This is a genomic window from Pseudomonas sp. FeS53a, from assembly GCF_000931385.1.
GTDB lineage: Bacteria > Pseudomonadota > Gammaproteobacteria > Pseudomonadales > Pseudomonadaceae > Metapseudomonas > Metapseudomonas otitidis.
In genome coordinates, this window is the sequence record NZ_JYFT01000063.1 from 51016 (window position 1) to 75308 (window position 24293).

Genomic DNA, 24293 nt, shown 5'->3' on the forward strand with positions numbered 1-24293 from the left:
AGTTAGGGAACAAACGAAATGACCAGCGACCACCGCCATCCCCTCCCCGCCGCCATGCGCGAGCGGGTGCTGGAGGAACTGCAACGGGTCGAGCGCGAGCGCAACGTCACCGTGCTCTACGCCTGCGAATCCGGCAGCCGCGCCTGGGGCTTCGCCTCCAGCGACAGCGACTACGACGTGCGCTTCGTCTACGTCGAGCAGCCCGACTGGTACCTGCAGGTACGCGAGCCGCGCGACGTGATCGAGCGCCCGCTGGACGACGAACTGGATGTGAGCGGCTGGGAGCTGCGCAAGGCCCTGCGCCTGCTGCGCAACTCCAACCCCACGCTGCTGGAGTGGCTCGACTCGCCCCTGGTCTACCGCCAGGACGACGCCGCCACCGCGCGCCTGCGCGAACTGGCCGAAGCCTTCTGGTCGCCCCGGGCCGTGCGCCATCACTACCTGTCCATGGCCAAGAAGAACTTCCGTGGTTACCTGCAAGGCGACGAGGTGCGTTTCAAGAAGTACCTCTACGTCTTGCGCCCGCTGTTGGCGGTACGCTGGCTCGACCAGGGCCGTGGCCGCCCGCCGATGCCCTTCGAGGACCTGCTGGTGACCCTGGACGACCCGGCGCTGCTGGCGGAGATCGACGAGCTGCTGCAGCTCAAGCGCGCCGCCACCGAAGCCACCCACGGCCCGCGCCGCGAGGTGCTGCACGCCTTCATCGAGGCCCAGCTGGCCAGTGCCGGCGAAGCCCCGCAACTGCCGCGCGGCCAGGGGGACGACGCCTTGCTGGATGAATTCATGCGGCACTGCGTGCACACCCACGCCACCTGAGGCCATCGCATCAATGGAGAACAGCTGAAATGGACGTCAAACCCTTCACCGGCCTGCTGCTCCTGGGCCTGGCCAGCGGCCTCGCCGCCCAGGAGCGCCAGGTGCTGGACACCCTGCCCCTGGACTCGGCGATAGCCTACGAGCTGTCGCTGCCCGCCTGCACCACCGCGCCCTGCCCGTTCGAGCTGCGCCTGTTGAAAGACGGCCGCCCACTCGGCACCACTGTGGCGCTGCACTGGGCAGCGACAGCGGCACCCGCCAGCCAGGCAGCGCCCGATCCCCTGTACGGCGCCGGCACGCCCCTGGGGGCTGGCGCGGCGCCCAGGGTGTGGATAACCGGCGAGGAAGAGGGGCAGGTCAGCGCGGCCGCTCGCCTGCTGCGGCTGGCGGATGGCACGCCCGCGTTGCTGGTCAGCCAGATGGGCGGCTTCGAGCACCCCAAGCGCCATCACGCCCTGTACCTCGCCACGCCCCAGGGCCCGCACGTGGCCTGGTCCCACGACGAAGCTCCGGGGCCGAACCAGAGCTGGGTGCTGGCACCCTCGGGCGACGACCCGGTGCTGCTGGTGCATGAGCATGCCGCCGCGCTGAACGCAGCGGACCGCCTGGAGACGCGCCGTCTGACCTGGCACCCGGATCGCACGGCCTTCAGCGAGTCGATGGCACCGCCCTCGCCGGCCCTGCGCGCCGTGGTCGCCGAACGCCACCCCAGCGCCATGGTCGCCCGGGGCCAGCAGGAAGGCTGCCTGGCAACCTACGCGGTCATCGATACCGGCACGCCGGCAGCCGCCCGCTACGCCCTGGCACAGGTGGCGGAAAGCGACGCCGAAGCCCAGGCGGAAACCACCCGCCTGCACGCGTGCGCAGCGACCCTGCGCCCGGAGACCGTGCCGCTGGCACAGCTATCGACCACGCCCGCACCGACGCAGTAAGCCGGCGGGAGGCGGATGGGCCATCCCCGTCCAAGGAGCATCCTGGGACGAAAGGGCCAGGTACTGGTATGTCCGCGCCCCATTGAGAGCCTCGAATGGACGCAACTGGCTGACTTCTCCGGCGAGCACCCGGAACCCATACAACCGACTGAAATAGCCATGACCTGGCCAACCGCCCCAGGCGGAAGCAACTGATTGGAACACTGAAGATGAACACGGATTTTCTCGAACTCGACGGCGCCATCGGCGGTGGCCAGATCCTGCGCAGCGCGCTGAGCCTGTCGATGATCACCGGCCGCCCGATGCGCATCCGCAACATCCGCAAGCAGCGCGGTCGTCCGGGCCTGTTGCGCCAGCACCTGACGGCGGTCCAGGCCGCAGCACAGATTTGTGGCGCACATACCCAGGGGGCCGAATTGGGCTCGATGGAGCTGACCTTCATTCCCGGCGCGATTCGCGGGGGCGACTACCGCTTCGCCATCGGCAGTGCGGGCAGCTGCACCCTGGTGCTGCAGACCCTGTTGCCGGCCCTGCTGTTCGCCGACAGCCCGGCTCGCCTGTGGATAAGCGGTGGCACCCACAACCCGCTGGCCCCGCCAGCGGACTTCATCGAGCATGCATGGCTGCCCCTGCTGCGGCGCATGGGCGCCCAGGTGGAGATGAAGCTGTTGCGCCACGGCTTCATGCCCGCAGGCGGGGGTGAGGTGACACTGCAGGTGCAGCCGGGCGAGCTGCGCCCGCTGGTGCTGCCGGCACGCGGCGAGGTACGCGAGCAGGAAGCCACGGCCGTGCTGGCCAACATCCCGCACCATGTCGGTGAGCGCGAGCTGCGCCAGGTGGCGATGCGCCTGGGCTGGCCGGAGGAGGCGCTGAAACGCGCCTACCTCGCACCCGGCATGGGACCGGGCAATGCCTTGCTGCTGAAGGTGGGCTGCGAGGCGGTGACCGAGCTGTTCTGCGCCCTGGGCCAGACGCGCCTGTCGGCCGAACGGGTGGCGGACCTGGCGATCCGCCCGCTGCTGGCCTGGCTCGCCAGCGGAGCGGCCACCTCGGAGTACTTGGCCGACCAGCTGCTGCTGCCGATGGCCCTGGCCGGCGGCGGGCAGTTCAGCACCTGCGTGCTGAGCGACCACCTGACCAGCAACATCGAGGTGATCCAGCAATTCCTGCCCGTGCGTTGTCTGATCCAGAGCGAGCGGGAGGACTTCCACAACGTCACGCTCACGGCGTCTTGACGAAAAGACGACATCCCGCTGCCGAGAATGGGCGCGCGGACCCGGTCCGCGCCCCGACCATCCGGCGAATGCGCCCGCCCTATCGGCGCATGGGAGCTCACCATGGCGTGCATGCGCGCCACCCTGCCTGTCCTGCTCTGCGCGGCCCTGCTTCTCGCCGGCTGCGAGACCACCCATGACTACCTGGTTGCCCAGGGCTATCCACCGGCGTTCGCCGACGGTTACCAGGACGGCTGCAGCAGCGGCCGCCAGGCTGCCGGGGCGATCACCGGCGAGTTCCGCAAGGACGTGCCCCGCTACCTGCGCGACCGCACCTACGCCGAGGGCTGGGGCGACGGTTTCGAGCAGTGCAAGGAGCAGATGCGCAGCCAGGAGTTGCGGGAGTTCCGCGAGCAGGTGACGCGCGACCGCGATGACGAGTGGAAGCGGGACAAGGACCGCGCGGCCGCACGCGCCCTGGGCGGGCACAGCGATTGAGTGCGAGCCCCATGTGCGGGTTGGACGGTCCGTTGCAGTGAACAGCCCTTGCCGTCAGGGCGACATGAAAAGGGCAGCCGATTGGCTGCCCTTGTTCGTCCGAGTGCGGGTGGGTCGTGTCAGACCAGCCCCTGCGCCAGCATGGCGTCGGCCACTTTGACGAAGCCGGCGATGTTGGCGCCTTTCACGTAGTTGATCCGGCCGTTTTCCTCGCCATAGTGGACGCAGGCGTGGTGGATGTTCTGCATGATGCCGTGCAGGCGCTGGTCCACTTCGCCGGCGGTCCAGTGCAGGCGCATGGCGTTCTGGCTCATCTCCAGGCCGCTGGTGGCGACGCCGCCGGCGTTGGAGGCCTTGCCCGGGGCGAAGAGGATGCCGGCCTCGAGGAAGGCATCCACCGCTTCGAGGGTGGAGGGCATGTTGGCACCCTCGGCCACGCAGATGCAGCCGTTGGCGAGCAGGGTGCGGGCGTCTTCGGCGTCCAGTTCGTTCTGGGTGGCGCAGGGCAGCGCGATGTCGCAGGCCAGCTTCCACGGCCGCTCGCCGGGCAGGAAGCGCAAACCGGCGCCCTGCAGGGACTCCAGACGCCCACGACGCTCGTTCTTCAGCTCCATCAGCTCATCCCACTGCTCGGGGGTCAGGCCGTCTTCGATGAACAGGGTGCCGCCGGAGTCGGACAGGGAAATCACCTTGCCGCCCAGTTCCATGACCTTCTGCGCGGCGTACTGCGCCACATTGCCGGAGCCGGAGATGGCCACGCGTGCGCCATCGAAGCCACGGCCCTGGCCCTTGAGCATTTCCTGGGCGAAGTAGACGCAGCCGTAGCCGGTGGCTTCGGGGCGCACCAGGCTGCCGCCGTAGGCCAGGCCCTTGCCGGTGAACACCGAGGTGAACTCGTTGGAGAGGCGCTTGTACTGGCCGAACAGGTAGCCGATCTCGCGGGCGCCGACGCCGATGTCACCAGCGGGTACGTCCAGATCCGCACCGATGTGGCGGTACAGCTCGCTCATGAACGACTGGCAGAAGCGCATCACTTCGGCGTCGCTCTTGCCCTTGGGATTGAAGTCCGAACCGCCCTTGCCGCCGCCCATGGGCAGGGAGGTGAGGGAGTTCTTGAACACCTGCTCAAAGGCCAGGAACTTCAGCACGCCGAGGTTGACCGAGGGGTGGAAGCGCAGACCGCCCTTGTAGGGGCCGATGGCGCTGCTCATCTGCACGCGGAAGCCACGGTTGACCTGGGCCTGGCCTTTGTCGTCGACCCAGGGTACGCGGAACAGGATGGCGCGCTCGGGCTCGACCAGGCGCTCCAGCAGGCCGTCGCGCAGGTAACGGGGGTTGGCTTCGAGGAAGGGCCAGAGGCTGCGCAGCACCTCTTCCACCGCCTGGTGGAATTCGGGCTGGTGGGGGTCGCGTTGCTTGAGCCGTTGCAGGAACAGGTCCAGGGAAGGAGTCATGATGCTCACCAGTATTTTTCTTTTGTGGACAATCGGTAGCGCGAGACTCTAGCAAGCGATCCGGCACATAAACAGGGCAAAATGACGCATTGATGAAACTTTTTGGTGCATTTGCTGTAAATCCACACCGCCACACGCCATAAACCTACGCTCCGAACGCTCTGTTCCGGCAGATACCCGTGCCAGTGGATTCTTGCGTTTTTGCACTTTTTTCGAGCGCTTCCAGCACCAGAAAGTGACGTTTTCACGACACCGTGAAACCGGCTCGGCGTTCCACTGCCATGGTGTCGTCAGCGACCGTCATGATTGGATACAACTGATCCTTCCCGACAAACGGAACGGCACCCCGGCGCTCCAGTCATAGCGATGTGCCATATCGGCACCCACTCAGGAGCACCTGTTCATGTCCAGCTTGCCCAAGCGTTCTGTCCGCCCCTTCACCGCTTCCCTGGCCGCCCTGGTCCTGGCGGGTCTTGCCGGGGCGGCTCAGGCGGGCATCGAGGTCGGCAGTTCGTCCAGCAGCTACAGCAACCTGGTTACGGTCGATCGCAACCCGGTCAGTGGCACAACGCTGAAGGAATCCCGTATCAGCATCGACACCCTCGAGAAGATGCAGGAGCAGTTGAAGAGAACCCAGGAAAGCCTGGAGAAGCTGACCCGGCAGATCAGCGACCAGGCCAGCACCATCAGCACCCTGAACCGCCAGCTGGAGGAGGTGAAGCGCACCACCGGCTCGTCGGACCTGTCCAACGTCCAGCGCGACCTGGACAGCCAGAAGGGGCGGATCGATCAACTCCAGCGCAGCCTGGAGGACGCCAAGCGTGGCAGTTCGTCGTCCAGCGATGTCTCCAGCCTCAAGCGCGAGCTGGAAAGCCAGGACAACCGCATCGACCAGCTGCAGCGTGGCCTGGAGGATGCCAAGCGCAACAGCTCCTCCTCCAGCGACCTGTCCGGCCTCAAGCGTGAGGTGGACAGCCAGGACAGCCGCATCGATCAGCTGCAACGCAGCCTGGAGGACCTGAGCCGCAAGGTGAAGTAAGCGCCCCCGGAATGAAAAACGGAGCCCGAGGGCTCCGTTTTTCGTGGTGCTGCCGGCTTACTGGGCCAGCTTCTTGTAGCGCACGCGGTGCGGCTGGGCAGCCGCCTCGCCGAGGCGCTTCTTGCGGTCCGCTTCGAACTCGGTGTAGTTGCCTTCGAAGAAGGTCACCTTGCCGTCGTCCTCGTAGGACAGGATGTGGGTGGCGATACGGTCCAGGAACCAGCGATCGTGGGAGATCACGATGGCGGCGCCGGGGAAGTCCAGCAGCGCCTCTTCCAGGGCGCGCAGGGTTTCCACGTCGAGGTCGTTGGACGGTTCGTCGAGCAGCAGCACGTTGCCGCCCTGCTTCAGGGTCAGGGCCAGGTGCAGGCGACCGCGCTCACCACCGGAGAGGTCCTTGACGAACTTCTGCTGGTCGGCGCCCTTGAAGTTGAAGCGGCCGACGTAGCTGCGGGACGGGACTTCGTAGTTGCCGATCTTGATCTGCTCGAAGCCATCGGAAACCTGCTGCCACACGGTCTTGCTGCCGTCCAGACTGTCGCGGCTCTGGTCGACGCTGGCGATCTGCACGGTCTCGCCGATCTCGATGCGGCCGGAGTCCGGCTGCTCCTTGCCGGTGAGCATGCGGAACAGGGTGGACTTGCCCGCACCGTTGCCGCCGATCACGCCGACGATGGCGCCTTTCGGGATGCTCAGGGACAGGTCGTCGATCAGCACACGATCGCCGTAGCCCTTGGTGACGTTGTGCAGCTCGATGACTTTGTCGCCCAGGCGCGGACCGGCCGGGATGTAGATCTCGTTGGTCTCGCTGCGCTTCTGGAATTCCTGGGACTGCATTTCCTCGAAGCGCTGCAGACGGGCCTTGGACTTGGCCTGGCGCCCCTTGGCGCCCTGGCGCACCCACTCCAGTTCGGCCTTCATGGCCTTGGCGTGGGAGGCTTCCTGCTTGGCTTCCTGGGCCAGCCGGTTGGCCTTGGATTCCAGCCAGCCGGAGTAGTTGCCCTCGAAGGGGATGCCGTGGCCACGGTCCAGTTCGAGGATCCAGCCGGCGACGTTGTCGAGGAAGTAACGGTCGTGGGTGATGGCCACCACGGTGCCGGGGAAGTCGTGGAGGAAGTGCTCCAGCCAGGCGACGGAGTCGGCGTCCAGGTGGTTGGTGGGTTCGTCGAGCAGCAGCATGTCGGGGGCCGACAGCAGCAGGCGGCAGAGCGCCACGCGGCGCTTCTCGCCACCGGACAGGTGCTCGATCTTCGCGTCCCACGGCGGCAGGCGCAGGGCGTCCGCGGCCACTTCCAGCTGGCGCTCCAGGTTGTGGCCGTCGGCGGCCTGGAGGATGGCCTCCAGCTTGGCCTGCTCGGCAGCCAGGGCGTCGAAGTCGGCATCCGGCTCGGCATAGGCGGCGTAGACCTCGTCCAGGCGGGCCTGGGCCTGCTTGATCTCGCCGACAGCCTCTTCGACGATCTCGCGGACCGTCTTGCTGGCGTCGAGCTGCGGTTCCTGGGGCAGGTAGCCGACCTTGATGCCCGGCATCGGGCGGGCTTCGCCGTCGATCTCGGTGTCGACGCCGGCCATGATGCGCAGCAGGGTGGATTTACCCGCGCCGTTCAGGCCAAGCACGCCGATCTTGGCGCCGGGGAAGAAGGACAGCGAGATGTCCTTGAGGATTTCACGCTTCGGGGGCACGACCTTGCTGACCCGATGCATGGTGTAGACGTACTGAGCCAAACTGTTTGACCTCGCTGAACGTGTGGAATCGGGCCAATGGCTTGCGTGGCAAGGCATTGGCCGCAGACGGAATGGACAGGAAAGTGCGTCAGCTTATTAGCTCCCCTGGGGTTGTGCAAACGCCGCACGCGCCCATTCGCCACGCGTCGCTTCGGTCACCTGCGCCGACACCTATGTCCAAGGTGATAGCCCTTTTCCCCTGAGACTATCTTGCCCCCCTACGCGATGCCGGCCAGCGTCCCACAGGGCGCGCTTTCTACCATGTTGCCGCCTGCTTCAGGGCTCTCGTACGAGCGATCCAGGCCTTCATGCAAACCACAAAGGAACGCAACATGATCAGGAAATTCGTGACCTCTGCCGCCGCGCTGGCGCTCTCTGCCTCCACCCTCTCGGCCTACGCCTACACCGACGCCGACGGTGCCGAAATCCACTTCTTCGGGAAGATCCAGGAGAAGACCTGCACCGTGGCCGTCGACGGTGTGGTGACCCCGGGCAACGCCAGCGTGACCCTGCCGGAAACCAAGGCTGCCGAGCTGCGCGTCGCGGGCCAGACCGCCGGCGACACCCCGTTCACCATCAGCCTCAAGGACTGCAAGACCAACGCCAGCTCGGCCGATGTCGTCTTCACTTCGGCCTACCTGGATGGCGACCAGTTGCAAAACGTCGCGTCGCAGGACGCCGCTAACAACGTTGCCCTGGAAATCACCGACGACGCAGGTACCCCGGTTGACCTGCGGGGCATGACCCCGACCGCCCTGCAGCTGAACGCCGGCCAGGGCAGCGCCATTTACAAGGTGCGCTACTACGCCACGGGCATCGCCACCCCGGGCGCTGTCGAAGCAACCGCCATGTACATGATCGGCTACCCGTGACGCATAGGAAGGCAGGCGCAACGCCTGCCTTCCCCTCCCCAGTGAAGTACTCAGAGTCAACATGAAACGCATCCACCTCTGGCTGGGCATGCTCGCCATGCTCGGCCCCGCCTTTGCCCAGGCCGGCATCGTCATCACCGGCACCCGCGTGATCTACCCCGGCGAGCAACGCGAGATCACCGTCCAGCTCACCAACAACGGCGACGTGCCTGCCCTGGCCCAGGCCTGGATCGACGAAAAACCGGATACCGATAACGTCGCCAAGGCCCGCAGCCCCTTCCTCCTCTCGCCCCCCGTGACCCGAGTCAACCCCGGCAAGGGCCAGAGTCTGCGGATTCGCCTCATCGAGCAGGGCCTGCCCCAGGACCGCGAATCGCTGTACTGGCTCACCGTCCTGGAGCTGCCACCCAAGCCGGCGGAAGGCAGCGCCGCCAACAAACTGCAGATGGCATTCGCCAGTCGCCTCAAGCTGTTCTACCGCCCCAAGGGCCTGGGCACGCTGGAAACCGGCATCGGCGCCCTGCAATGGAAGGTGCAGGGGGACGAGCTGGTATGCACCAATCCCGGCGCGTTCCACATCACCTTCGTCGGTATCAGCCTGGACGGCCGCGACGTCCCGCTAGCCAAGGGTTCGGCCATGGTCGCCCCGCGTGAGACCTTGCGCCTGCCATTGAAGGGACGGGCACCCGGCTCCGCCAATGCAGTGGTCGATTTCAGGATCATCAACGACTTCGGAGCAGACGCCAGCCATACCGCCCGCCTGTCGCCCTGACGCTCGATGCGCCACGCCCTGCAGCGGCCCTGTCGCGGCCTGCTGTCCGCACTGCTGCTCGTGGGCATGCTGGTGGTCCTCACGAGGCAAGGCCATAGCGATGAACGTGTCCTCTTCGACGACTCCTTCCTGCCCCCTGAAGCACGGAACTTCGACCTCAGCCAGTTCGAGGACGAATCTCCCGTCGTACCGGGCAACTACCAGGTGGACATCCGCCTGAACGAGCGGATCGCCCTGCGCCGTGAAATGGAAGTCGCGAGCGACGCGCGCGGCGCCTTCCCCTGCCTGCCACCGGAGCTGCTCGAACTCGTCGGCGTCGACCCCGCCCACCTGCGCTCCATCGAACCCGCAACCTGCGGCCGCCTGGAGGACCAGGTGGACGGTGCCCAGGCGCGCTTCGACATGGCCGAGCTGGTGCTGGAGCTGCAGGTCCCCCAGGTGGCCCTGCGCCGCAATGCCTACGACTACGTGGACCGTACGCTCTGGGATGAAGGCGCCACTGCCGCCATCCTCGGCTACACCCTCAACGCCAGCCACCAGGAGCAGACCGGCAGCCGTAGCGACAGCCTGTTTCTCAACCTGGACGGCGGCCTCAACCTGGACCGCTGGCGTTTGCGCCACCAGGGTTCCCAGGCCTGGCAGAGCGGCGCCACGAGCGCCTACCGCAACGCTGCCACCTACCTGCAACACGACCTGGACGACTGGGGCAGCCAGTTGGAGATCGGCGAGGTCAACAGCAGTGGCCAGTTGCTTCCCGGGGTGCCCCTGAGCGGCCTGCACCTGCACAGCGACCCCGGCATGCTGCCCTACTCCCAGCGCAACTTCGCCCCCGTATTCCGCGGTGTTGCCCGCACCCAGGCGCGCATCCAGGTCTGGCAGGGCGCAACGCTGCTGAAGGAACTCAATGTCGCCCCGGGCCCCTTCGAACTGGACGACCTCGCGCCCCCTGGGCGCGGTGGCGACCTGGAGGTGCGGGTCCTGGAAGCGGATGGCAGCGAACAACGCTTTGCCCTGCCCTACAGCCCCGCCGTCGAACTGTTGAGGCCGGGCCAGGTACGCTTCAGTCTGGCCGCCGGGCGCCTGCGCGACGCCGCGCTCAAGCACCAACCGCTGGTGATCGACGGCGTCTTCCGGCGCGGCCTGGACAACCGCACCACCGCCTACCTGGGCAGCCAGGCCAGCTCCGACTACAGCGCACTGATGATCGGGGCGGCGTTCAACACCCCCCTGGGGGCTGTCGCCGCCGACCTCACCCACAGCCGGGCACAGATCCATGGCCAGCACGAAGCAGGCAAAAGCCTCGGCCTGGCTTACTCCCGCAGCTGGCCAGCCGGCGGCCCGGCCCTGGCCCTGGAGCTGCGCCACGCTCCGTCACCGGGCTATCAGTCCCTCTCCAGCGCCGCCCAGCGCCAGGACCAGCCCGCCACGCTCCCGGCAGACGCCCGACCTGCGGGCCTGCGCGACAGGGCCACTGCGAACCTGACACTGGATACCGGCCCGGATGCACAGCTCAGCGCCGGGCTGCTGTTGCAGCGCGACTGGCAAGCCCCGCGTTGGGCCCGGCAGTATCAGGTGGGCTACACCCAACGCTTCCGCAGTTTCAGCCTCAGCCTGGACGTGATCCGCGCACAAGATGCCCAGGGCCAGCCCGACAACCAGGCGCGACTGAGCCTCAGCATCCCCCTGGGCAACCGGCTCGGCGGCAGCCAGAGCCTCTCTGCCACCTACACCCGGCGCCGCGACGGCACCCATGACGAACGCCTGTCGCTGCGAGGCAGCGCGGGTGAATCCCGCCAGTTGGCCTACACGCTGTCCACCAGCCGCAACAGCCAGGGCTCGAACGCCAGCAGCCTCGGTGGCAGCTATCAATCCTCCCGGGCCTTGCTTAGCGGCGCAGTGAGCCAGGGCGACGACTACCGGACTGCCTCACTTGGCCTGACCGGCAGCCTGCTAGCCCACCCCGAAGGCATCACCCTGACGCCCATGCAGGGCGACACCTTCGCCGTGCTGGTGGCCCCTGGCGGAGCCGGCGCCAGAGTCGCCCAGCAACCCGGCCTGGCCCTGGACGGCCACGGACAGGCCGTGGTGGCCGGGCTGCAGCCTTACCAGATGAACGAGCTGATCCTCGACCCGGCCGGCGCCGCCGACAGCGTCGAGTTCGAAGAAACCGAGCAACGCGTTGCCCCTCGGAGTGGCGCCGTGGTGCTGGTGAAATTTCCCACCCGCTCCGGCAGCGTCCTGCTGGCTCGCGGCCTGCTGCCCGATGGCGAACCCCTGCCCTTCGGCACCAACCTGCAGGACGAACAGGGACAAGCCCTGGGCGTGATCGGCCAGGGCGGGCTGATCTACCTGCGCCTGGACGGCGCGCCCGCCACCCTGCGGGCCAACTGGGCCCCCGGAAAGTCCTGCAGCCTCGCCGTGCCGCAACCGTTGCCGCCCGTCGACGAAGCCCCTCGCGACCTCACCTGCCACCCCTGACCCGGAGCCGACCATGCCGAACCTGCGTCCCCCGTACCTGGCCACCTGGCTGCCCCTCATGCTCGCCGGCCTGCTGCCGCTTGCTGCCTGGGCCGACTGCCCGGCCCCCGTGGCAGCCAGCCGCCAGGTGCCGTTTGGTGCGCCCGCCATCAGCCAGCCACCCGCTGCCCCGATCGGCACCGTCCTCTATGAGCAATGGTTGCCGGTGCCCCAGGTGGCGAACGACAGCGAAGGCCAGCCCCTGACCCTGGCCCTCACCCCGCGCCCTGCCCAGGCCCTCTGGCAGGACGCCCGTTCGGCTGAGTCACCGGTGTACCAGACCAACCTGCCCGGCGTCGGCGTGCGCTACAGCGCCCCCGACGGCGGTGCCTTGGCCACCGCGCGGGGCTCGGCCGTGGTCCTGCAACTGGTGAAGACCGAGCCGACCCTGCAGCCCGGTACCCTGGCCGGCGACCAGTTGCCGGCCCTGGCGCTCTACTGCGGCCACAGCGAGCTAGGGCGCACCGAACTGAGCGGCAGCCTCAACCTGGTGAGCAGCACCTGCATGGCCACCGACGTCGACGTGCCCCTCGGCACCTTCCCCGCCAGCGCCCTGGCCCGGCCGGGCGATGCCACACCCTGGGTCGACTTCGCCGTGCGGCTGGTCAACTGCCCCTCGTTCCATGGCACCCGCCGGCTCTTCAACGGCCAGGCCGGCTGGCAGCAGAACGACATCGGCATCGCCCTGCGCCCCAGCGATGGCGCCGTGGACGCCGCCCGTGGCCTGATGCGCCTGAGCCCCGGCCCGGACAGCGCCCAGGGCGTGGCCATCGAGGTGCGCCAACGCTTCGAAGGGCAGGCGGGGCCCGCACCGCTGGACAACCGGGTGGTGCGGGGCGTGCTGGCACTGACCGACACCCCCGGCCAGTCGTACGCCTTTCCCTACAGCGCGCGTTATCTACGGCTGAACGAACCATTCAGCGCCGGTATCGCCAACGGCGCGTTAGTGTTCACCCTCATCTATTACTGACCACGCCAATGACCGACACGACCCAGGGGCGGGTGATCGCCGCCAGCCTGCTGCTGGGCTGCCACCACCTGCTTCCCCCCCTCGCCCAGGCACTCGGCCATGGCCCGGATGCCTTGCTGCCGGGCTCGCACTGGCCACTGGACGACTTTCTCCACCTCCTGCAGCACGCCGACGAGGGCCCCCTCCCCCAGATCGGCCTGCACCAGGGCACCCGGCTGGACCTGGGCGCGCTCGGCCCCTACGGCCTGGCGGTGCAGAGCGCCAGCACCTTCGGCGACGCACTGATGTGTGCCCAGCGCCACCTGGCCTGGCTGGTCACCCCCGCCCGGCTCGACCTGCGGCTCGATGCCCAGGTTCTGCTGGTCGACTTCCGCCTGCTGCCCGGTGGAACGGCCAGCACCCGGCAGTTCGACGAACTCATCCTGGCCCTGCTGGCCAATGCCCTGGCCCCGCTGACCCTGCCCCCGACCCACGCCCTGCAGCTGGAACTGGCCCACCCCGCTCCGGACGACGAGCGGCTCCACCGTCAGGCCTTCGTCTGCCCGATCACCTTCGAGCGCCTGCACAACCGCCTGCACGTCCCCCGCGAAGCCCTCGAACGACCGTTGCGCACCGCCCAGCCCGCCCTGCACCAGCACCTGCTGGCCTACCTGGAGCACCCTCCGCATCCCGCCCCGCTGGCCCCCGACATCCCCCAGGACGAGGACGAGCGCTGGGAATGGGTCAAGTACCAGCTGCGCACCCGCGGCCACAGCCTGGCCGAGGTGGCCCGCCAACTGGGCGTCTCCAGCGCGGCGGTGAAGAACGCCAAGCGCCAGCCCTATCCCCGGGTCGAACGGGCCATCGCTGCGCTCCTGGAACTGGCGCCGGCACAGATCTGGCCGGAACGCCGGCACCCCACCTTGGGAACAACCGGCCCGTCCACCGCGTCCAACGTCCGAACGACGGTAGCGCGCGACGAAGAGGACTGATCGGGGCCCCGTTCGCACGCCAGCCGTGGGCATTTCCCGCCGTGGCGCGCCAGTGATTGCGGCCCGCCGGACGCTCGTCGGCTGTGCTGGCACTTTGCCGTAACCCCAGGCATGCTAGCCCGCTTTCCCCAGACAACCCCGACCAGCCCGTTCGGCCTTCGCGCCGATGGATCAGGATTGCCCCGTGCCCGACATGTCGCCCGCCCTCACCCACCGCGCGCCCGGAGAGCCCCAGGGGCCCGCTCTGCAGCGCTCGGTCAAGGGCCTGCTCGGGGTGCTGGTGGTGATCATGATCGGGCTGCTGTTCTGGCAACTGCTGCAGGAGTACCACCGCCTGCAGACCGATCAGCGCCAGTACGACCGGACGCTCGCCGAGCAGTTGGCGCGACAGTTGGAAGGCACCATGGAGCAGGAAGCCGAGGCCGGCCTCGCCCTGCTGCAGTACAGCGGTCGAGAGATCAGCGAGCCGGCCCTGCTCGACAGCCTCCACGTGCTCTATCCGCAGATGCGCAGCATCGCCCGGGTCTCGCCCCGGGGCGGCGTGCTCGACGACAGCGACCCCGCCAGCGACGACAGCCTCTACATCGCCGCCCTGGCCCAGCGCAGCGCCGGCCAGCCCTACCATTTCGCCTTCACCGCCGAGGCCGGCGGCCGCGTCTACCTGATGCTCCACGACGGCCAGGGGCGCAGTTGGGTGCTGCGCCTCGATGCCTCCACGTTGCAGGCCTGGCTGCGTGAACGCGGCCTGAGCTGCGGCTGGCTGCTGGAAGACCGGCTCAACCAGCGCGTGCTGATCCACGGCGGCACCGAAGCGGACCAGAGCAAACCCACCGGCGTGCCCCTCACCGCCGAAGAGCAGGCCCAGACCCTCGCCCAACTGCCCCTGGCCAACAGCGACTGGCAACTGCGCGCCCTGTACGACGAGCGCCAGGCCCGCGCCACGATGCTGCCCGGCCTGATCGGCAAGCTCGCCCTGTTCTCCGTCTGCGCCGCCATGGCCCTGCTGGCGCTGTTCGTCCTGCAACGCGAGCAACGCAGCCTGAAGGCCCTCAACGACGCCTCGCGGCGCTCCCTGCGCCAGGCCGCCAGCGCCCTCGGGGTGATCGAAGAGCGCGTGGTGGTGACCTGGACCGACGGCCTGGTGTGCTACCTCAACGCCCAGGCCGAAGCCATGTTCGGCCTCAGCAGCGAGGACGCCCAGCAGGTCCACCTGCTGGCCCTGCTGCCCAACCTCGACCCGCTGCTGCTGCACACCATCCACTACAGCCAGGACCTCGGTCCCGACCTGGTGCAGGTCAGCGTCGGCACCGTGCAGCGGCTGTTCACCGTGACCCGCAGCGACCTCAACGATGGCGCCAAGCTCATCGGCTACGTCTGGGTCCTGCGTGACGTCACCGAGGAGCAGCAAGCCCTGCGGGTACTCCAGGAAACCCGTCGGCGCTACCAGGAAATCTTCGAAGGCACCGGCGTCGCCCTCTGCGTGCTCGACCTCGCCAGCCTGCGCGAGCACCTGCTGCACAACGGCATCCGCGACGCCCAGGCCCTGGAGCACTGGCTGCAGGGCCACCCCGAGCGCCACCTGCCACTGCAACAGCGCCTGCGGGTCACCGAGGTCAACCAGTTCGCCCTGCGCCTGCTGGGCGCACGCAACGCCGACCAGGTCTGGCAGCTGATCATCGGCGACCGCCCGCTGCGCCCCGGTGGCATGCGCATGCAGCTCATCGCCGCCGTGCTCGGCACCCAGCAGCAGCTGGAGCTGGAAACCCGCATCGTCACGCCCCAGGGCGTGGAACGGCACCTCTGGGTGGTGCTGCGCATGCCCGAGATGATCCAGGACCTGCACGCCGTCACCCTCAGCATGAGCGACATCACCAGCCGCAAGCGCATGGAGCTGTCGCTGATCGAGCGCGAGCGCTTCTGGTCCGACGTGGTGCTGGCGGTGCCCGACACCCTCTACGTGCACGACATCGGCGCGCGCCGGGTAATGCTCAGCAACAACCGCCTCGGCCAGCAGCTCGGCTACAGCCGCCGCGAACTGCGCGAGATGGGCGAGCACTTCTGGGAGCAGATCCTCCACCCCGACGACCAGGAGCAGTACGCCCGCATGCGCAGCCTGCAGCAGGTGGTCAGCGACGGGCAGCTGCTGCAATGCCTGCTGCGCTGGCGCCACCGCGACGGCAGCTGGCACTGGTTCGACATCCGCGAGCAGGCCCTGACCCGCGACGACCAGGGCCGGGTCAGCCGGCTGATCGGCGTGGCCAAGGACATCACCGAACAGATCGAAGCCAGCGAGCAGATGCGCGACAGCGAGCGGCGCTACCGCCTGCTGGCCGAGAGCATCAGCGACGTCATCTTCACCAGTGACCGCGAACTGAAGCTCAACTACATCAGCCCCTCGGTGCAGCCGGTGCTGGGCCTGAGCCCGGAATGGGTGATCGACCACGGCTTCAACGGCACCGTGGCCAACCCGCGCCAGCTCGCCTCGCTGTTCGTGCTGATGGACAAGGTCAACCACGCCCTGGGCGACCCCCAGCGCCTGGCGGAACTGCGCAGCCAGCTGCCGCCGCAGCTGTTCCTGTTCGACTGCCTGCGCGCCGATGGCCGCAAGATCCCGGTGGAGCTGCGCATCATGCTCATGTGGGACGAGCACGGCCGCTTCGAGGGCCTGCTCGGCGTCGGCCGCGACATCAGCCAGCAGCGCCGCGCCGAGAAGGACCTGCGCATGGCCGCCACGGTGTTCGAGCACTCCACCTCGGCCATACTGGTCACCGATCCGGCCGGCTACATCGTCCAGGTCAACGAAGCCTTCACCCGCATCACCGGCTACCAGTCCGCCGAGATGCTCGACCAGCTGCCCTCGATGCTCACCGCCGACCGCCAGCAGGCCACCCAGCTGGACTACATCCTGCGCCAGCTCAACCAGCGCGGCAGCTGGGAGGGCGAGATCTGGCTCAAGCGCCGCGCCGGCGACCACTACCCCGCCTGGGTCGGCATCACCGCCGTGCACGACGAGGAAGGCGACCTGGTCAGCTACGTGTGCTTCTTCAGCGACATCAGCGAGCGCAAGGCCAGCGAGCAGCGCATCCACCGCCTCGCCTACTACGACGCCCTCACCCAGCTGCCCAACCGCACCCTGTTCCAGGAGCGCCTGCACACCGCCCTGCAGCACGCCGAGCGGCGCGAGGAATGGGTGGTGCTGATGTTCCTCGACCTGGACCGCTTCAAGCCGATCAACGACTCCCTCGGCCACGCCGCCGGTGACCGCATGCTCAAGGACGTGGCCGTGCGCCTGGCCGACTGCGTGGGTGACGACGACACCGTGGCGCGCATGGGCGGCGACGAGTTCACCCTGCTGCTGTCGCCCTGCACCGGGCGCGAAACGGCCCTGAACCGGGCCATCACCGTCGCCGAGCAGATCCTCTCGCGCCTGGCCCGGCCCTTCGTGCTGGAAGGCCGCGAATTCTTCGTCACCGCCAGCATCGGCATCGCCCTCGGCCCGCAGGACGGCCACGAGCCGAGCCAGCTGATGAAGAACGCCGACACCGCCATGTACCACGCCAAGGAACGCGGCAAGAACAACTTCCAGTTCTACCAGGCCGAGATGAACGCCCGCGCCCTGGAGCGCCTGGAGCTGGAGAGCGACCTGCGCCACGCCCTGGAACAGCGCGAGTTCGTCCTCTACTACCAGCCGCAGTTCTCCGGCGACGGCAAGCGCCTGACCGGCGTCGAGGCCCTGCTGCGCTGGCGCCATCCCGAGCGCGGCCTGGTGCCGCCCGGCGAGTTCATCCCCGTGCTGGAAGAACTGGGCCTGGTGGTGGAAGTCGGCGACTGGGTCCTGCGCGAGGCCTGCCGCCAACTGCGTGCCTGGCACCAGCGCAAGATGCGCCTGCCCAAGGTCTCGGTGAACATCTCCGCCCGCCAGTTCGCCGACGGCCAACTGGTCCAGCGCATCTCCGGCATCCTCGCCGAGAGCGGCCTGCCGCCCGCCTGCCTGGAGCTGGAGCTGACCGAGAGCATCCTCATGCGCGACGTGGCCGAGGCCATGGAGATCCTCGCCAACCTCAAGCGCCTCGGCCTGTGCATCGCGGTGGACGACTTCGGCACCGGCTACTCCTCGCTCAACTACCTCAAGCGTTTCCCCATCGACGTGCTGAAGATCGACCGCAGCTTCGTCGACGGCCTGCCCGACGGCGAGCGCGACGCGCAGATCGCCCGCGCCATCATTGCCATGTCCCACAGCCTCAACCTCGCAGTGATCGCCGAAGGCGTCGAGACCCACGCCCAGCTCGACTTCCTGCGCGAGCACGGCTGCGACGAAGTGCAGGGCTTCCTCTTCGGCCGGCCGATGCCCGCCGACCAGCTGGAAGCCCAGTTCGGCGGCGCCGCGCTGTTCATGCTCAGTTGAGCCTGCGATTCGTGACCTGCGGCCGGGSCCCGGCCGCCCGCCTGCCGTAAGATCGCGCCACCCGCACCGCCACCGTCATACCTCGCGCCATCGACCGGCACACGACACGACAAGGAGCCCGCATGTCCTGGTGGAAACGCTTCCTCCGCACCCCGCACGCCACGCCCGCCACCGACAGCGACCACGACGTGCCCGAGTCGCCCGAGGCCACCGGCGGCAGCATCGAATTGCGCCAGGGCACCGCCGAGTACGAGCACTTCATCACCCTCGCCGAGCTGGAGCAGGGCAACCTCGTCCACGGCGCCGAACACCTGGCGGAACTGCTGCGCTACACCCCCGGCAACCCCGAATGGCTGGCCCTGGCCGAGCAGTACCGGGCCCGCGTCGGCCGTCCGGCCGACGCCGAGCTGCTGCCCATCGGCGAGCAGCGCTACTACGCCAGCGAAGCCCTGCGCAGCTGGCTCATGGCCCGCGAAGAACGCCTGCCGGAGGCCGTCGACCTGCTGCTGCAGGTGATCGACGTCGCCCCGGGCACCGACTACCTCAACGCCTGGGCACTCGGCTGGCTGGAGCCGGCCGGCGCCCTGGAGCGACTGGACCCGGCGCTGCAGATGCGCCTGTTCTCCCGGGTCATCCAGGCCACCCCGGAGGCCCGTGAGGCCAGCGTCCGCCAGCTCACCGCCGCGCGCCGCTGGGCCGCCCTCGCCGGACGGGTGACGCCCTCCCCGGACCTGGCCGCGCAGTGGCCCATGCTGCACATCGGCCTGCTGCGCCGCGCCGCCTGCTTCGAGCAGGCCCTGGCGCTGGCCGACCTGGCCAGCGCCGAGCGGGACTGGCACCTGGCCGTCGCCCGAGGGCTGCTGCTGCGCCAGCAGGGGCGGGCTGCCGAGGCCGACATCGCCTTCAGCCTGGCGGTGCGCCAGCAGCCCGAGGAAATCAGCGCCTACCTGGAGGCCGGCGACACCTGGCTGGAGCAACGGGGCTGGGCCCAGGCCAGCGGCTGGTACGAACAGGTACTGGCCCGCCAACCCGAGCATGACTGGGCGCAGCCCTCGCTGGACTACTGCCAATGGCGGGCCAGCGGTGACGACGCCCGGCTGCAGCGGGTGATCGACGCCGCCCGGGCCGGCAACGAGCGCGCCTACCAGCTGTGGTTCCTCGCCGCCGGTGCCCCGCCGGAGCCGAGCGACGCCAGCGCCAACGTGCTGCGGCAGATCCGCGAAAAGCTGCTGGAGGGGGCCTTTTCCGGCTCGGCCAACGACCGCATCAGCCTGCGCACCTCCTCCCTGGAGGCGCCCAGCAACACCCTGGCCATCGCCCTCGAACTGGCTGCCCACGGCCTCACCGGTTGCACGGTGGAGGTCACCACCGAGGCCATCGCCCACCCCGATCCGCGCCAGCCGCTGGGCCCGGTGGACCACCTGCTGTGGCGCTACGAAGGCGACCAGCCCAGACCCGCCCTGCCGCCGCCCGGCGAGCGGGTCAGCGCCATGATCGCCGGCCTGGCCGCACAACCCTACGCCCGCAGCAACTGGGCCCAGGCCAGCCATGTGGCCGCCGGCCTGGGCGAGGACGAGGCCCTGCAGGTGCTGGCGTGCCTGGTGCACCCACCGGCGGTGCCCGACCGCTCGACCCCTGCGCTGGTCTGGCTGACCCGCGTGCAGACCGCCGCCGCCCAGGTCCTCGCCCAGCTCGACGGCGGATGGGAGGGCTCGCGTCGCAGCGCCCTGCTGCTCAGTGCCCTGTTCGGCCCCACCGACTGGACCACGGTGGCCGCCATCCGCGCGCTCACCACCCTGGCCCAGGAGGAACCCGCCCACGCCCTGGCGATCCACACCGCCTTCGATCAACTGGAGCGCCAGCGCCCCGATGCCGGCTACTGCTGCTGGCTGGAGCCGCTCTACGAATGCTGGCAGCAGCTGCCGCTGCTGGCCGACCACGAACGCGAAGCCCTGCAAGGAAAGCTCGCCGAGCTGCACGGCGCAGAAGAGGAATCCGCGTGAGCGCCACTTGTCTGTCGCATGACCGACCTTCATGTGTCAGCCAGCGACCTATGGGTTAGAATGCGCGCCTTTCCACGTACCGATCCCTGAGAGGACCGCCATGTTCAGCCGTGATTTGACCCTCGCCCGCTACGATGCCGAACTCTTCGCCGCGATGGAGCAGGAAGCCCAGCGCCAGGAAGAGCACATCGAACTCATCGCCTCGGAGAACTACACCAGCCCGGCGGTGATGGAAGCCCAGGGTAGCGTGCTGACCAACAAGTACGCCGAGGGTTACCCGGGCAAGCGCTACTACGGCGGTTGCGAGCACGTCGACGTGGTCGAGCAGCTTGCGATTGACAGAGCCAAGGAGCTGTTCGGCGCCGACTACGCCAACGTCCAGCCCCACGCCGGTTCCCAGGCCAACGCCGCCGTCTACCTGGCCCTGCTGTCGGCCGGTGACACCATCCTCGGCATGAGCCTGGCCCACGGCGGCCACCTGACCCACGGCGCCTCCGTCTCCTCCTCCGGCAAGCTGTACAACGCCGTGCAGTACGGCATCACCGACGCCGGCCTGATCGACTACGACGAAGTCGAGCGCCTGGCCGTCGAGCACAAGCCGAAGATGATCGTCGCCGGCTTCTCCGCCTACTCCCAGGTGCTGGACTTCGCCCGCTTCCGCGCCATCGCCGACAAGGTCGGTGCCTACCTGTTCGTCGACATGGCCCACGTGGCCGGCCTGGTCGCCGCCGGTGTGTACCCGAACCCGGTGCCGTTCGCCGATGTGGTCACCACCACCACCCACAAGACCCTGCGCGGCCCGCGCGGCGGCCTGATCCTCGCTCGCAAGAACGAAGAGATCGAGAAGAAGCTGAACTCCGCCGTCTTCCCCGGCGCCCAGGGTGGCCCGCTGGAACACGTGATCGCCGCCAAGGCCGTGTGCTTCAAGGAAGCCCTGCAGCCCGAGTTCAAGGCCTACCAGCAGCAGGTCCTGAAGAACGCCCAGACCATGGCTGGCGTGTTCATCGAACGCGGCTTCGACGTGGTCTCCGGTGGCACCCAGAACCACCTGTTCCTGCTGTCGCTGATCAAGCAGGACATCACCGGTAAGGACGCCGACGCCGCCCTGGGTCGCGCCTTCATCACCGTGAACAAGAACAGCGTGCCCAACGACCCGCGCTCCCCCTTCGTCACCTCCGGCCTGCGCATCGGCACCCCCGCCGTGACCACCCGTGGTTTCAAGGAAGCCGAGTGCCGCGAACTGGCCGGCTGGATCTGCGACATCCTGGAGAACATGGGCGACGAGTCCGTGGTCGACCGCGTGCGCGAGCAGGTCAAGGCCATCTGCGCCAAGTTCCCGGTGTACGGCAACTGATTGCCTGAACGGTGAACGAAAAAGCCCGGCACATGCCGGGCTTTTTTGTGCCTGTCGTACACGCCCTGGGGCCGCTATGCAGCCCTTGGCGAATGAATTCGCCCCTACAAGGCGCAGGGTGGATGGCGCTTTTTCCATCCACCGGGGTGTTGCCGGCAGCTCCAATGGTGGGCTGAAGCCCACCCTACACGCCATGCCGTAGCCCGGTCGTCAGCCCGGGAAAGCACCTCAGGCGCAGGGTGGATGGCGCTTTTTCCATCCACCAGAGGTGTTGCCGGCAGCTCCGATGGTGGGCTGAAGCCCACCCTGCACGCCATGCCGTAGCCCGGGCTTCAGCCCGGGAACGCTCCTCAGAAACCGAACGTCGCCGACATCAGCCAGGTGCGCGGCGTGGAGAGGGTCAAGCCGGTGGCGGTGCCGTCGGGGACGTTGGCGGAGGCCCAGTAGGCCTTGTCCATGACGTTCTCCACGCTGGCGCGCAGGGTGACGTCCGTCTCGCCGACGCTGAAGGCGTAGCGCGCGCCCAGGTCATAGCGCTGCCAGGCATCGGCCTTCTGGGTGTTGGCCTGGTCGAGGTACTGGGCGCCGGTGTGGATGGCCCGTGCGGTCAGGGTCAGCCCCTGGACCTGGGGCAGGTCCCATTCGAACCCCAGGTTGGCATTGAGGATCGGCGCCCCGACCGCGCGGTTGCCGTCGTTGGTGCCATTGGCGGTGCGGGTCAGTTCGGCGTCCAGCAGCATCGCGCCGCCGAGGATGCGCACGCCCTCCAGCGGTTCGCCGAACAGGTTCAGCTCCACGCCCTGGTTGCGCTGTTCGCCGTCGGGCCGCAGGAAGCCATTCTCGGTGTAGTAGGCCGGTTTCTCGATGCGGAAGACGCTGAGGGTGCTGGTCAGGTTGCCCATGTCGTACTTGATGCCGGCCTCCACCTGCTTGCTGCGGTAGGGGGCGAACACCTGGCCGGCGTTGTTGGCGGTCTCCGGCGCGGTCTGGCCCTGGGTCAGGCCCTCCATGTAGTTGGCGTAGAGCGACAGGGACTCGGTGGTGCGCCAGACCACGCCCAGGGCCGGCGAGGTGGCGCGTTCGTCGTAGCGCTGGTCGGGCTCGCCGGGTTCGGAGCTGTCCACTTCCACCCGCTGCAGGCGCGCACCGAGGGTCAGCAACACCTGGTCGTCGGCGAAGCCGAGGGTGTCGGCCAGGGCCAGGCTGCTGAGCACGCTTTCGGTGTGGGTGGGGTTGTCCGGGGCGGTGGGCGTGCCCGGCACCGGCAGGGTCACCGGGTTGTACAGGTTGCTGACGCCGTTGGCGTAGCGCGCGCCGCTGTTGTCGAAGGTCATCTCGTAGCGGTTGAGGCTGGCGTTCAGGGTGTGGCTGACCGGGCCGGTGGCGAACCAGTGACGCAGGCCGACGGTGGCGGTGCGCACGTCCTCCTCGCGCTGGAAGGCGCGGGGGCTGACCACGAAGCGCCCGGCGTCGTTGGTGACCTGCACAGCATGGCGGAGGAAGTCGTAGTCGCCCTTGCGCGCGCCGACGGCGGCATAGAGCAGGGTGGAGTCCCCCAGGTCGTACTCGCCACGCAGGGCACCGAAGGTGTCCTTGGCGCGGGAGTAGGTCCAGGGCTGGGCGAAGTTGTCGTGGATGTCCTTCGGGTCGGGCACCTTGACCCCGGCGTTCAGGCCGACCCGCTCCATGGGGCCGTCCACGTCACGGGTCTGCCGCCCGAGGTCGAGGGACAGGCGCACGCGCTCGGCACGCAGGTCGAGCCCGAGCACGGCGGAGTCGCGGTCCAGGTGCTGGTGGTCCCATTCGGTGTCGCCGGACTGTTTCACACCGTTGAAGCGCAGGCCGAAGCGCTGGTCCTCGCCGAAGCGCCGGCCGATGTCCACGTGACCGCCCAGTTGCCCGGTGGAGGCCTGCATGGCGGTGAATTCGGTGACCGGGTCGGCCCCGGCGCGCTTGGGCTCGATGTTGATCGAGCCGCCGACGCTGCCGTTGGGTGCCAGCCCGCCGAGCAGGGCGCCCGGGCCCTTGAGCACGTCCACTCGCTCGACCATCTCCATGTCGATGGAATAGGTGGGCAGCACGCCGTACAGGCCGCCGAAGGCGACATCGCTGTTGTAGAGACTGTAGCCACGGATGGAGAACTGCTCGAAGCGCCCCGCCGAGGGGTTGGTGCTGCGCACCGAGGGGTCGCTGGCGACCAGGTCGGCCAGGGTGCGGGCCTGCTGGTTCTTCACCATCTCGCTGGTGTAGGAGGTCTGGCTCAGGGGCGTTTCCAGGAAGTCCCGCTCACCCAGCAGCCCGAGGCTGCCGCGGCGCGACACCTGCCCGCCGGCGTAGGCATCGCCGCCCATCCCGACGCCTTCGCCGGTGACGGCGATGGTCGGCAGCTCCTCGGCCCCCTCGGCACGCGGCGGCAGGCGTTGCAGGGTGTAGCCCCCCTCCCCGGCCGGCAGCAGCATCAGCCCCGAGCCCCGCAGCAGGGCATCGAAGCCCTCGTCGATGCCGTATTCACCCTGCAGCCCGGGGCTGTCGAGCCCGTCCACCAGGGCCGGGTCCACGGACAGGCTCACGCCGGCCTGGCCGGCAAAACGGGTCAGGGCACTGGCCAGGCTGCCGGCAGGCACCTGGTAGCTGCGCCGGGCGCCGTCATCGGCCCAGGCGCTGGGCAGGCCGAGGGCCAGGAGAAGGCTGGCCCGCAGCAGGTGCCGGGCCAGGGGGAAGGATGGGGAACGGGAGGTCATGAAAGGCTCT

Annotated in this window: 16 protein-coding genes; 13 read left to right on the plus strand and 3 right to left on the minus strand. The window is 68.6% G+C overall.

What is annotated here, in order from left to right; genetic code table 11:
* Positions 1 to 18 precede the first annotated feature (18 nt).
* From SZ55_RS19955 to SZ55_RS19970, 4 genes are all read left to right on the plus strand, one after another.
* Positions 19 to 816: a nucleotidyltransferase domain-containing protein gene (locus SZ55_RS19955; RefSeq protein ID WP_044410443.1), complete on the plus strand. Its 798-nt coding sequence runs from the start codon at positions 19 to 21 to the stop codon at positions 814 to 816.
* Positions 817 to 845: 29 nt separating this feature from the next.
* The gene (locus tag SZ55_RS19960) at positions 846 to 1748 is read left to right on the plus strand and encodes a hypothetical protein (RefSeq protein ID WP_044410446.1); all 903 of its coding nucleotides are present in this window, start codon (positions 846 to 848) and stop codon (positions 1746 to 1748) included.
* Positions 1749 to 1957: 209 nt separating this feature from the next.
* On the plus strand, positions 1958 to 2983 hold the full coding sequence (gene rtcA / locus SZ55_RS19965) for an RNA 3'-terminal phosphate cyclase (RefSeq protein WP_044410449.1): 1026 nt from the start codon (positions 1958 to 1960) through the stop codon (positions 2981 to 2983).
* A 102-nt stretch (positions 2984 to 3085) separates the two neighbouring features.
* Positions 3086 to 3460, plus strand: a complete 375-nt coding sequence (locus SZ55_RS19970; protein ID WP_044410453.1) for a hypothetical protein — start codon at positions 3086 to 3088, stop codon at positions 3458 to 3460.
* A gap of 119 nt (positions 3461 to 3579) precedes the next feature.
* Here SZ55_RS19970 and gdhA read toward each other — a convergent pair whose 3' ends face one another.
* Positions 3580 to 4914, minus strand: coding sequence for an NADP-specific glutamate dehydrogenase (gdhA, locus tag SZ55_RS19975; RefSeq protein ID WP_044410853.1), 1335 nt, complete (start codon positions 4912 to 4914; stop codon positions 3580 to 3582).
* A gap of 403 nt (positions 4915 to 5317) precedes the next feature.
* On the opposite strand from gdhA, the gene SZ55_RS19980 reads away from it, so the two are divergent.
* Positions 5318 to 5953, plus strand: coding sequence for a hypothetical protein (locus SZ55_RS19980; RefSeq protein ID WP_044410456.1), 636 nt, complete (start codon positions 5318 to 5320; stop codon positions 5951 to 5953).
* Positions 5954 to 6010: 57 nt separating this feature from the next.
* On the opposite strand, the gene ettA is transcribed toward SZ55_RS19980, so the two are convergent.
* Positions 6011 to 7678, minus strand: a complete 1668-nt coding sequence (ettA, locus tag SZ55_RS19985; protein WP_044410459.1) for an energy-dependent translational throttle protein EttA — start codon at positions 7676 to 7678, stop codon at positions 6011 to 6013.
* Between the two features lie 332 nt (positions 7679 to 8010).
* On the opposite strand from ettA, the gene SZ55_RS19990 reads away from it, so the two are divergent.
* The 8 genes from SZ55_RS19990 to glyA all read left to right on the plus strand — a co-directional run bounded on the left by SZ55_RS19990 (position 8011) and on the right by glyA (position 21542).
* Positions 8011 to 8550 (plus strand): fimbrial protein, encoded by a 540-nt coding sequence (locus SZ55_RS19990; RefSeq protein ID WP_044410461.1) that lies wholly within the window; start codon positions 8011 to 8013, stop codon positions 8548 to 8550.
* A 61-nt stretch (positions 8551 to 8611) separates the two neighbouring features.
* On the plus strand, positions 8612 to 9322 hold the full coding sequence (locus SZ55_RS19995; RefSeq protein ID WP_044410464.1) for a fimbrial biogenesis chaperone: 711 nt from the start codon (positions 8612 to 8614) through the stop codon (positions 9320 to 9322).
* Between the two features lie 6 nt (positions 9323 to 9328).
* The gene (locus tag SZ55_RS20000) at positions 9329 to 11800 is read left to right on the plus strand and encodes a fimbria/pilus outer membrane usher protein (protein WP_052807636.1); all 2472 of its coding nucleotides are present in this window, start codon (positions 9329 to 9331) and stop codon (positions 11798 to 11800) included.
* A gap of 13 nt (positions 11801 to 11813) precedes the next feature.
* A complete protein-coding gene (locus SZ55_RS20005; RefSeq protein WP_044410467.1) occupies positions 11814 to 12809 on the plus strand; it encodes a fimbrial protein in 996 nt (331 codons plus the stop codon).
* 8 nt (positions 12810 to 12817) lie between these two features.
* A complete protein-coding gene (locus SZ55_RS27640; protein ID WP_082078303.1) occupies positions 12818 to 13780 on the plus strand; it encodes an AraC family transcriptional regulator ligand-binding domain-containing protein in 963 nt (320 codons plus the stop codon).
* Positions 13781 to 13973: 193 nt separating this feature from the next.
* Positions 13974 to 18185, plus strand: coding sequence for an EAL domain-containing protein (locus SZ55_RS20015; protein WP_082078306.1), 4212 nt, complete (start codon positions 13974 to 13976; stop codon positions 18183 to 18185).
* Between the two features lie 122 nt (positions 18186 to 18307).
* A complete protein-coding gene (locus SZ55_RS20020; protein ID WP_044410469.1) occupies positions 18308 to 20188 on the plus strand; it encodes a hypothetical protein in 1881 nt (626 codons plus the stop codon).
* Between the two features lie 100 nt (positions 20189 to 20288).
* Positions 20289 to 21542 carry a serine hydroxymethyltransferase gene (glyA, locus tag SZ55_RS20025; RefSeq protein ID WP_044410472.1) on the plus strand — a complete coding sequence of 418 codons (1254 nt, stop codon included), beginning with the start codon at positions 20289 to 20291 and terminating at the stop codon, positions 21540 to 21542.
* Positions 21543 to 21892: 350 nt separating this feature from the next.
* Here glyA and SZ55_RS20030 read toward each other — a convergent pair whose 3' ends face one another.
* Positions 21893 to 24283 (minus strand): TonB-dependent receptor, encoded by a 2391-nt coding sequence (locus tag SZ55_RS20030; RefSeq protein ID WP_044410475.1) that lies wholly within the window; start codon positions 24281 to 24283, stop codon positions 21893 to 21895.
* Between the last annotated feature and the right edge of the window lie 10 nt (positions 24284 to 24293).

What these genes read in the sequence shown, in the direction of transcription:
- SZ55_RS19980 (WP_044410456.1), top strand. Translation starts at nt 5,318, where the DNA reads ATGTCCAGCTTGCCCAAGCGTTCTGTCCGCCCCTTCACCGCTTCCCTG.
- gdhA (WP_044410853.1), bottom strand. Translation starts at nt 4,914, where the DNA reads ATGACTCCTTCCCTGGACCTGTTCCTGCAACGGCTCAAGCAACGCGAC.
- SZ55_RS27640 (WP_082078303.1), top strand. Translation starts at nt 12,818, where the DNA reads ATGACCGACACGACCCAGGGGCGGGTGATCGCCGCCAGCCTGCTGCTG.
- SZ55_RS20030 (WP_044410475.1), bottom strand. Translation starts at nt 24,283, where the DNA reads ATGACCTCCCGTTCCCCATCCTTCCCCCTGGCCCGGCACCTGCTGCGG.
- SZ55_RS19955 (WP_044410443.1), top strand. Translation starts at nt 19, where the DNA reads ATGACCAGCGACCACCGCCATCCCCTCCCCGCCGCCATGCGCGAGCGG.
- SZ55_RS20020 (WP_044410469.1), top strand. Translation starts at nt 18,308, where the DNA reads ATGTCCTGGTGGAAACGCTTCCTCCGCACCCCGCACGCCACGCCCGCC.
- SZ55_RS20015 (WP_082078306.1), top strand. Translation starts at nt 13,974, where the DNA reads ATGTCGCCCGCCCTCACCCACCGCGCGCCCGGAGAGCCCCAGGGGCCC.
- SZ55_RS19970 (WP_044410453.1), top strand. Translation starts at nt 3,086, where the DNA reads ATGGCGTGCATGCGCGCCACCCTGCCTGTCCTGCTCTGCGCGGCCCTG.
- SZ55_RS19995 (WP_044410464.1), top strand. Translation starts at nt 8,612, where the DNA reads ATGAAACGCATCCACCTCTGGCTGGGCATGCTCGCCATGCTCGGCCCC.
- SZ55_RS20000 (WP_052807636.1), top strand. Translation starts at nt 9,329, where the DNA reads ATGCGCCACGCCCTGCAGCGGCCCTGTCGCGGCCTGCTGTCCGCACTG.
- SZ55_RS20005 (WP_044410467.1), top strand. Translation starts at nt 11,814, where the DNA reads ATGCCGAACCTGCGTCCCCCGTACCTGGCCACCTGGCTGCCCCTCATG.
- glyA (WP_044410472.1), top strand. Translation starts at nt 20,289, where the DNA reads ATGTTCAGCCGTGATTTGACCCTCGCCCGCTACGATGCCGAACTCTTC.
- SZ55_RS19990 (WP_044410461.1), top strand. Translation starts at nt 8,011, where the DNA reads ATGATCAGGAAATTCGTGACCTCTGCCGCCGCGCTGGCGCTCTCTGCC.
- rtcA (WP_044410449.1), top strand. Translation starts at nt 1,958, where the DNA reads ATGAACACGGATTTTCTCGAACTCGACGGCGCCATCGGCGGTGGCCAG.
- SZ55_RS19960 (WP_044410446.1), top strand. Translation starts at nt 846, where the DNA reads ATGGACGTCAAACCCTTCACCGGCCTGCTGCTCCTGGGCCTGGCCAGC.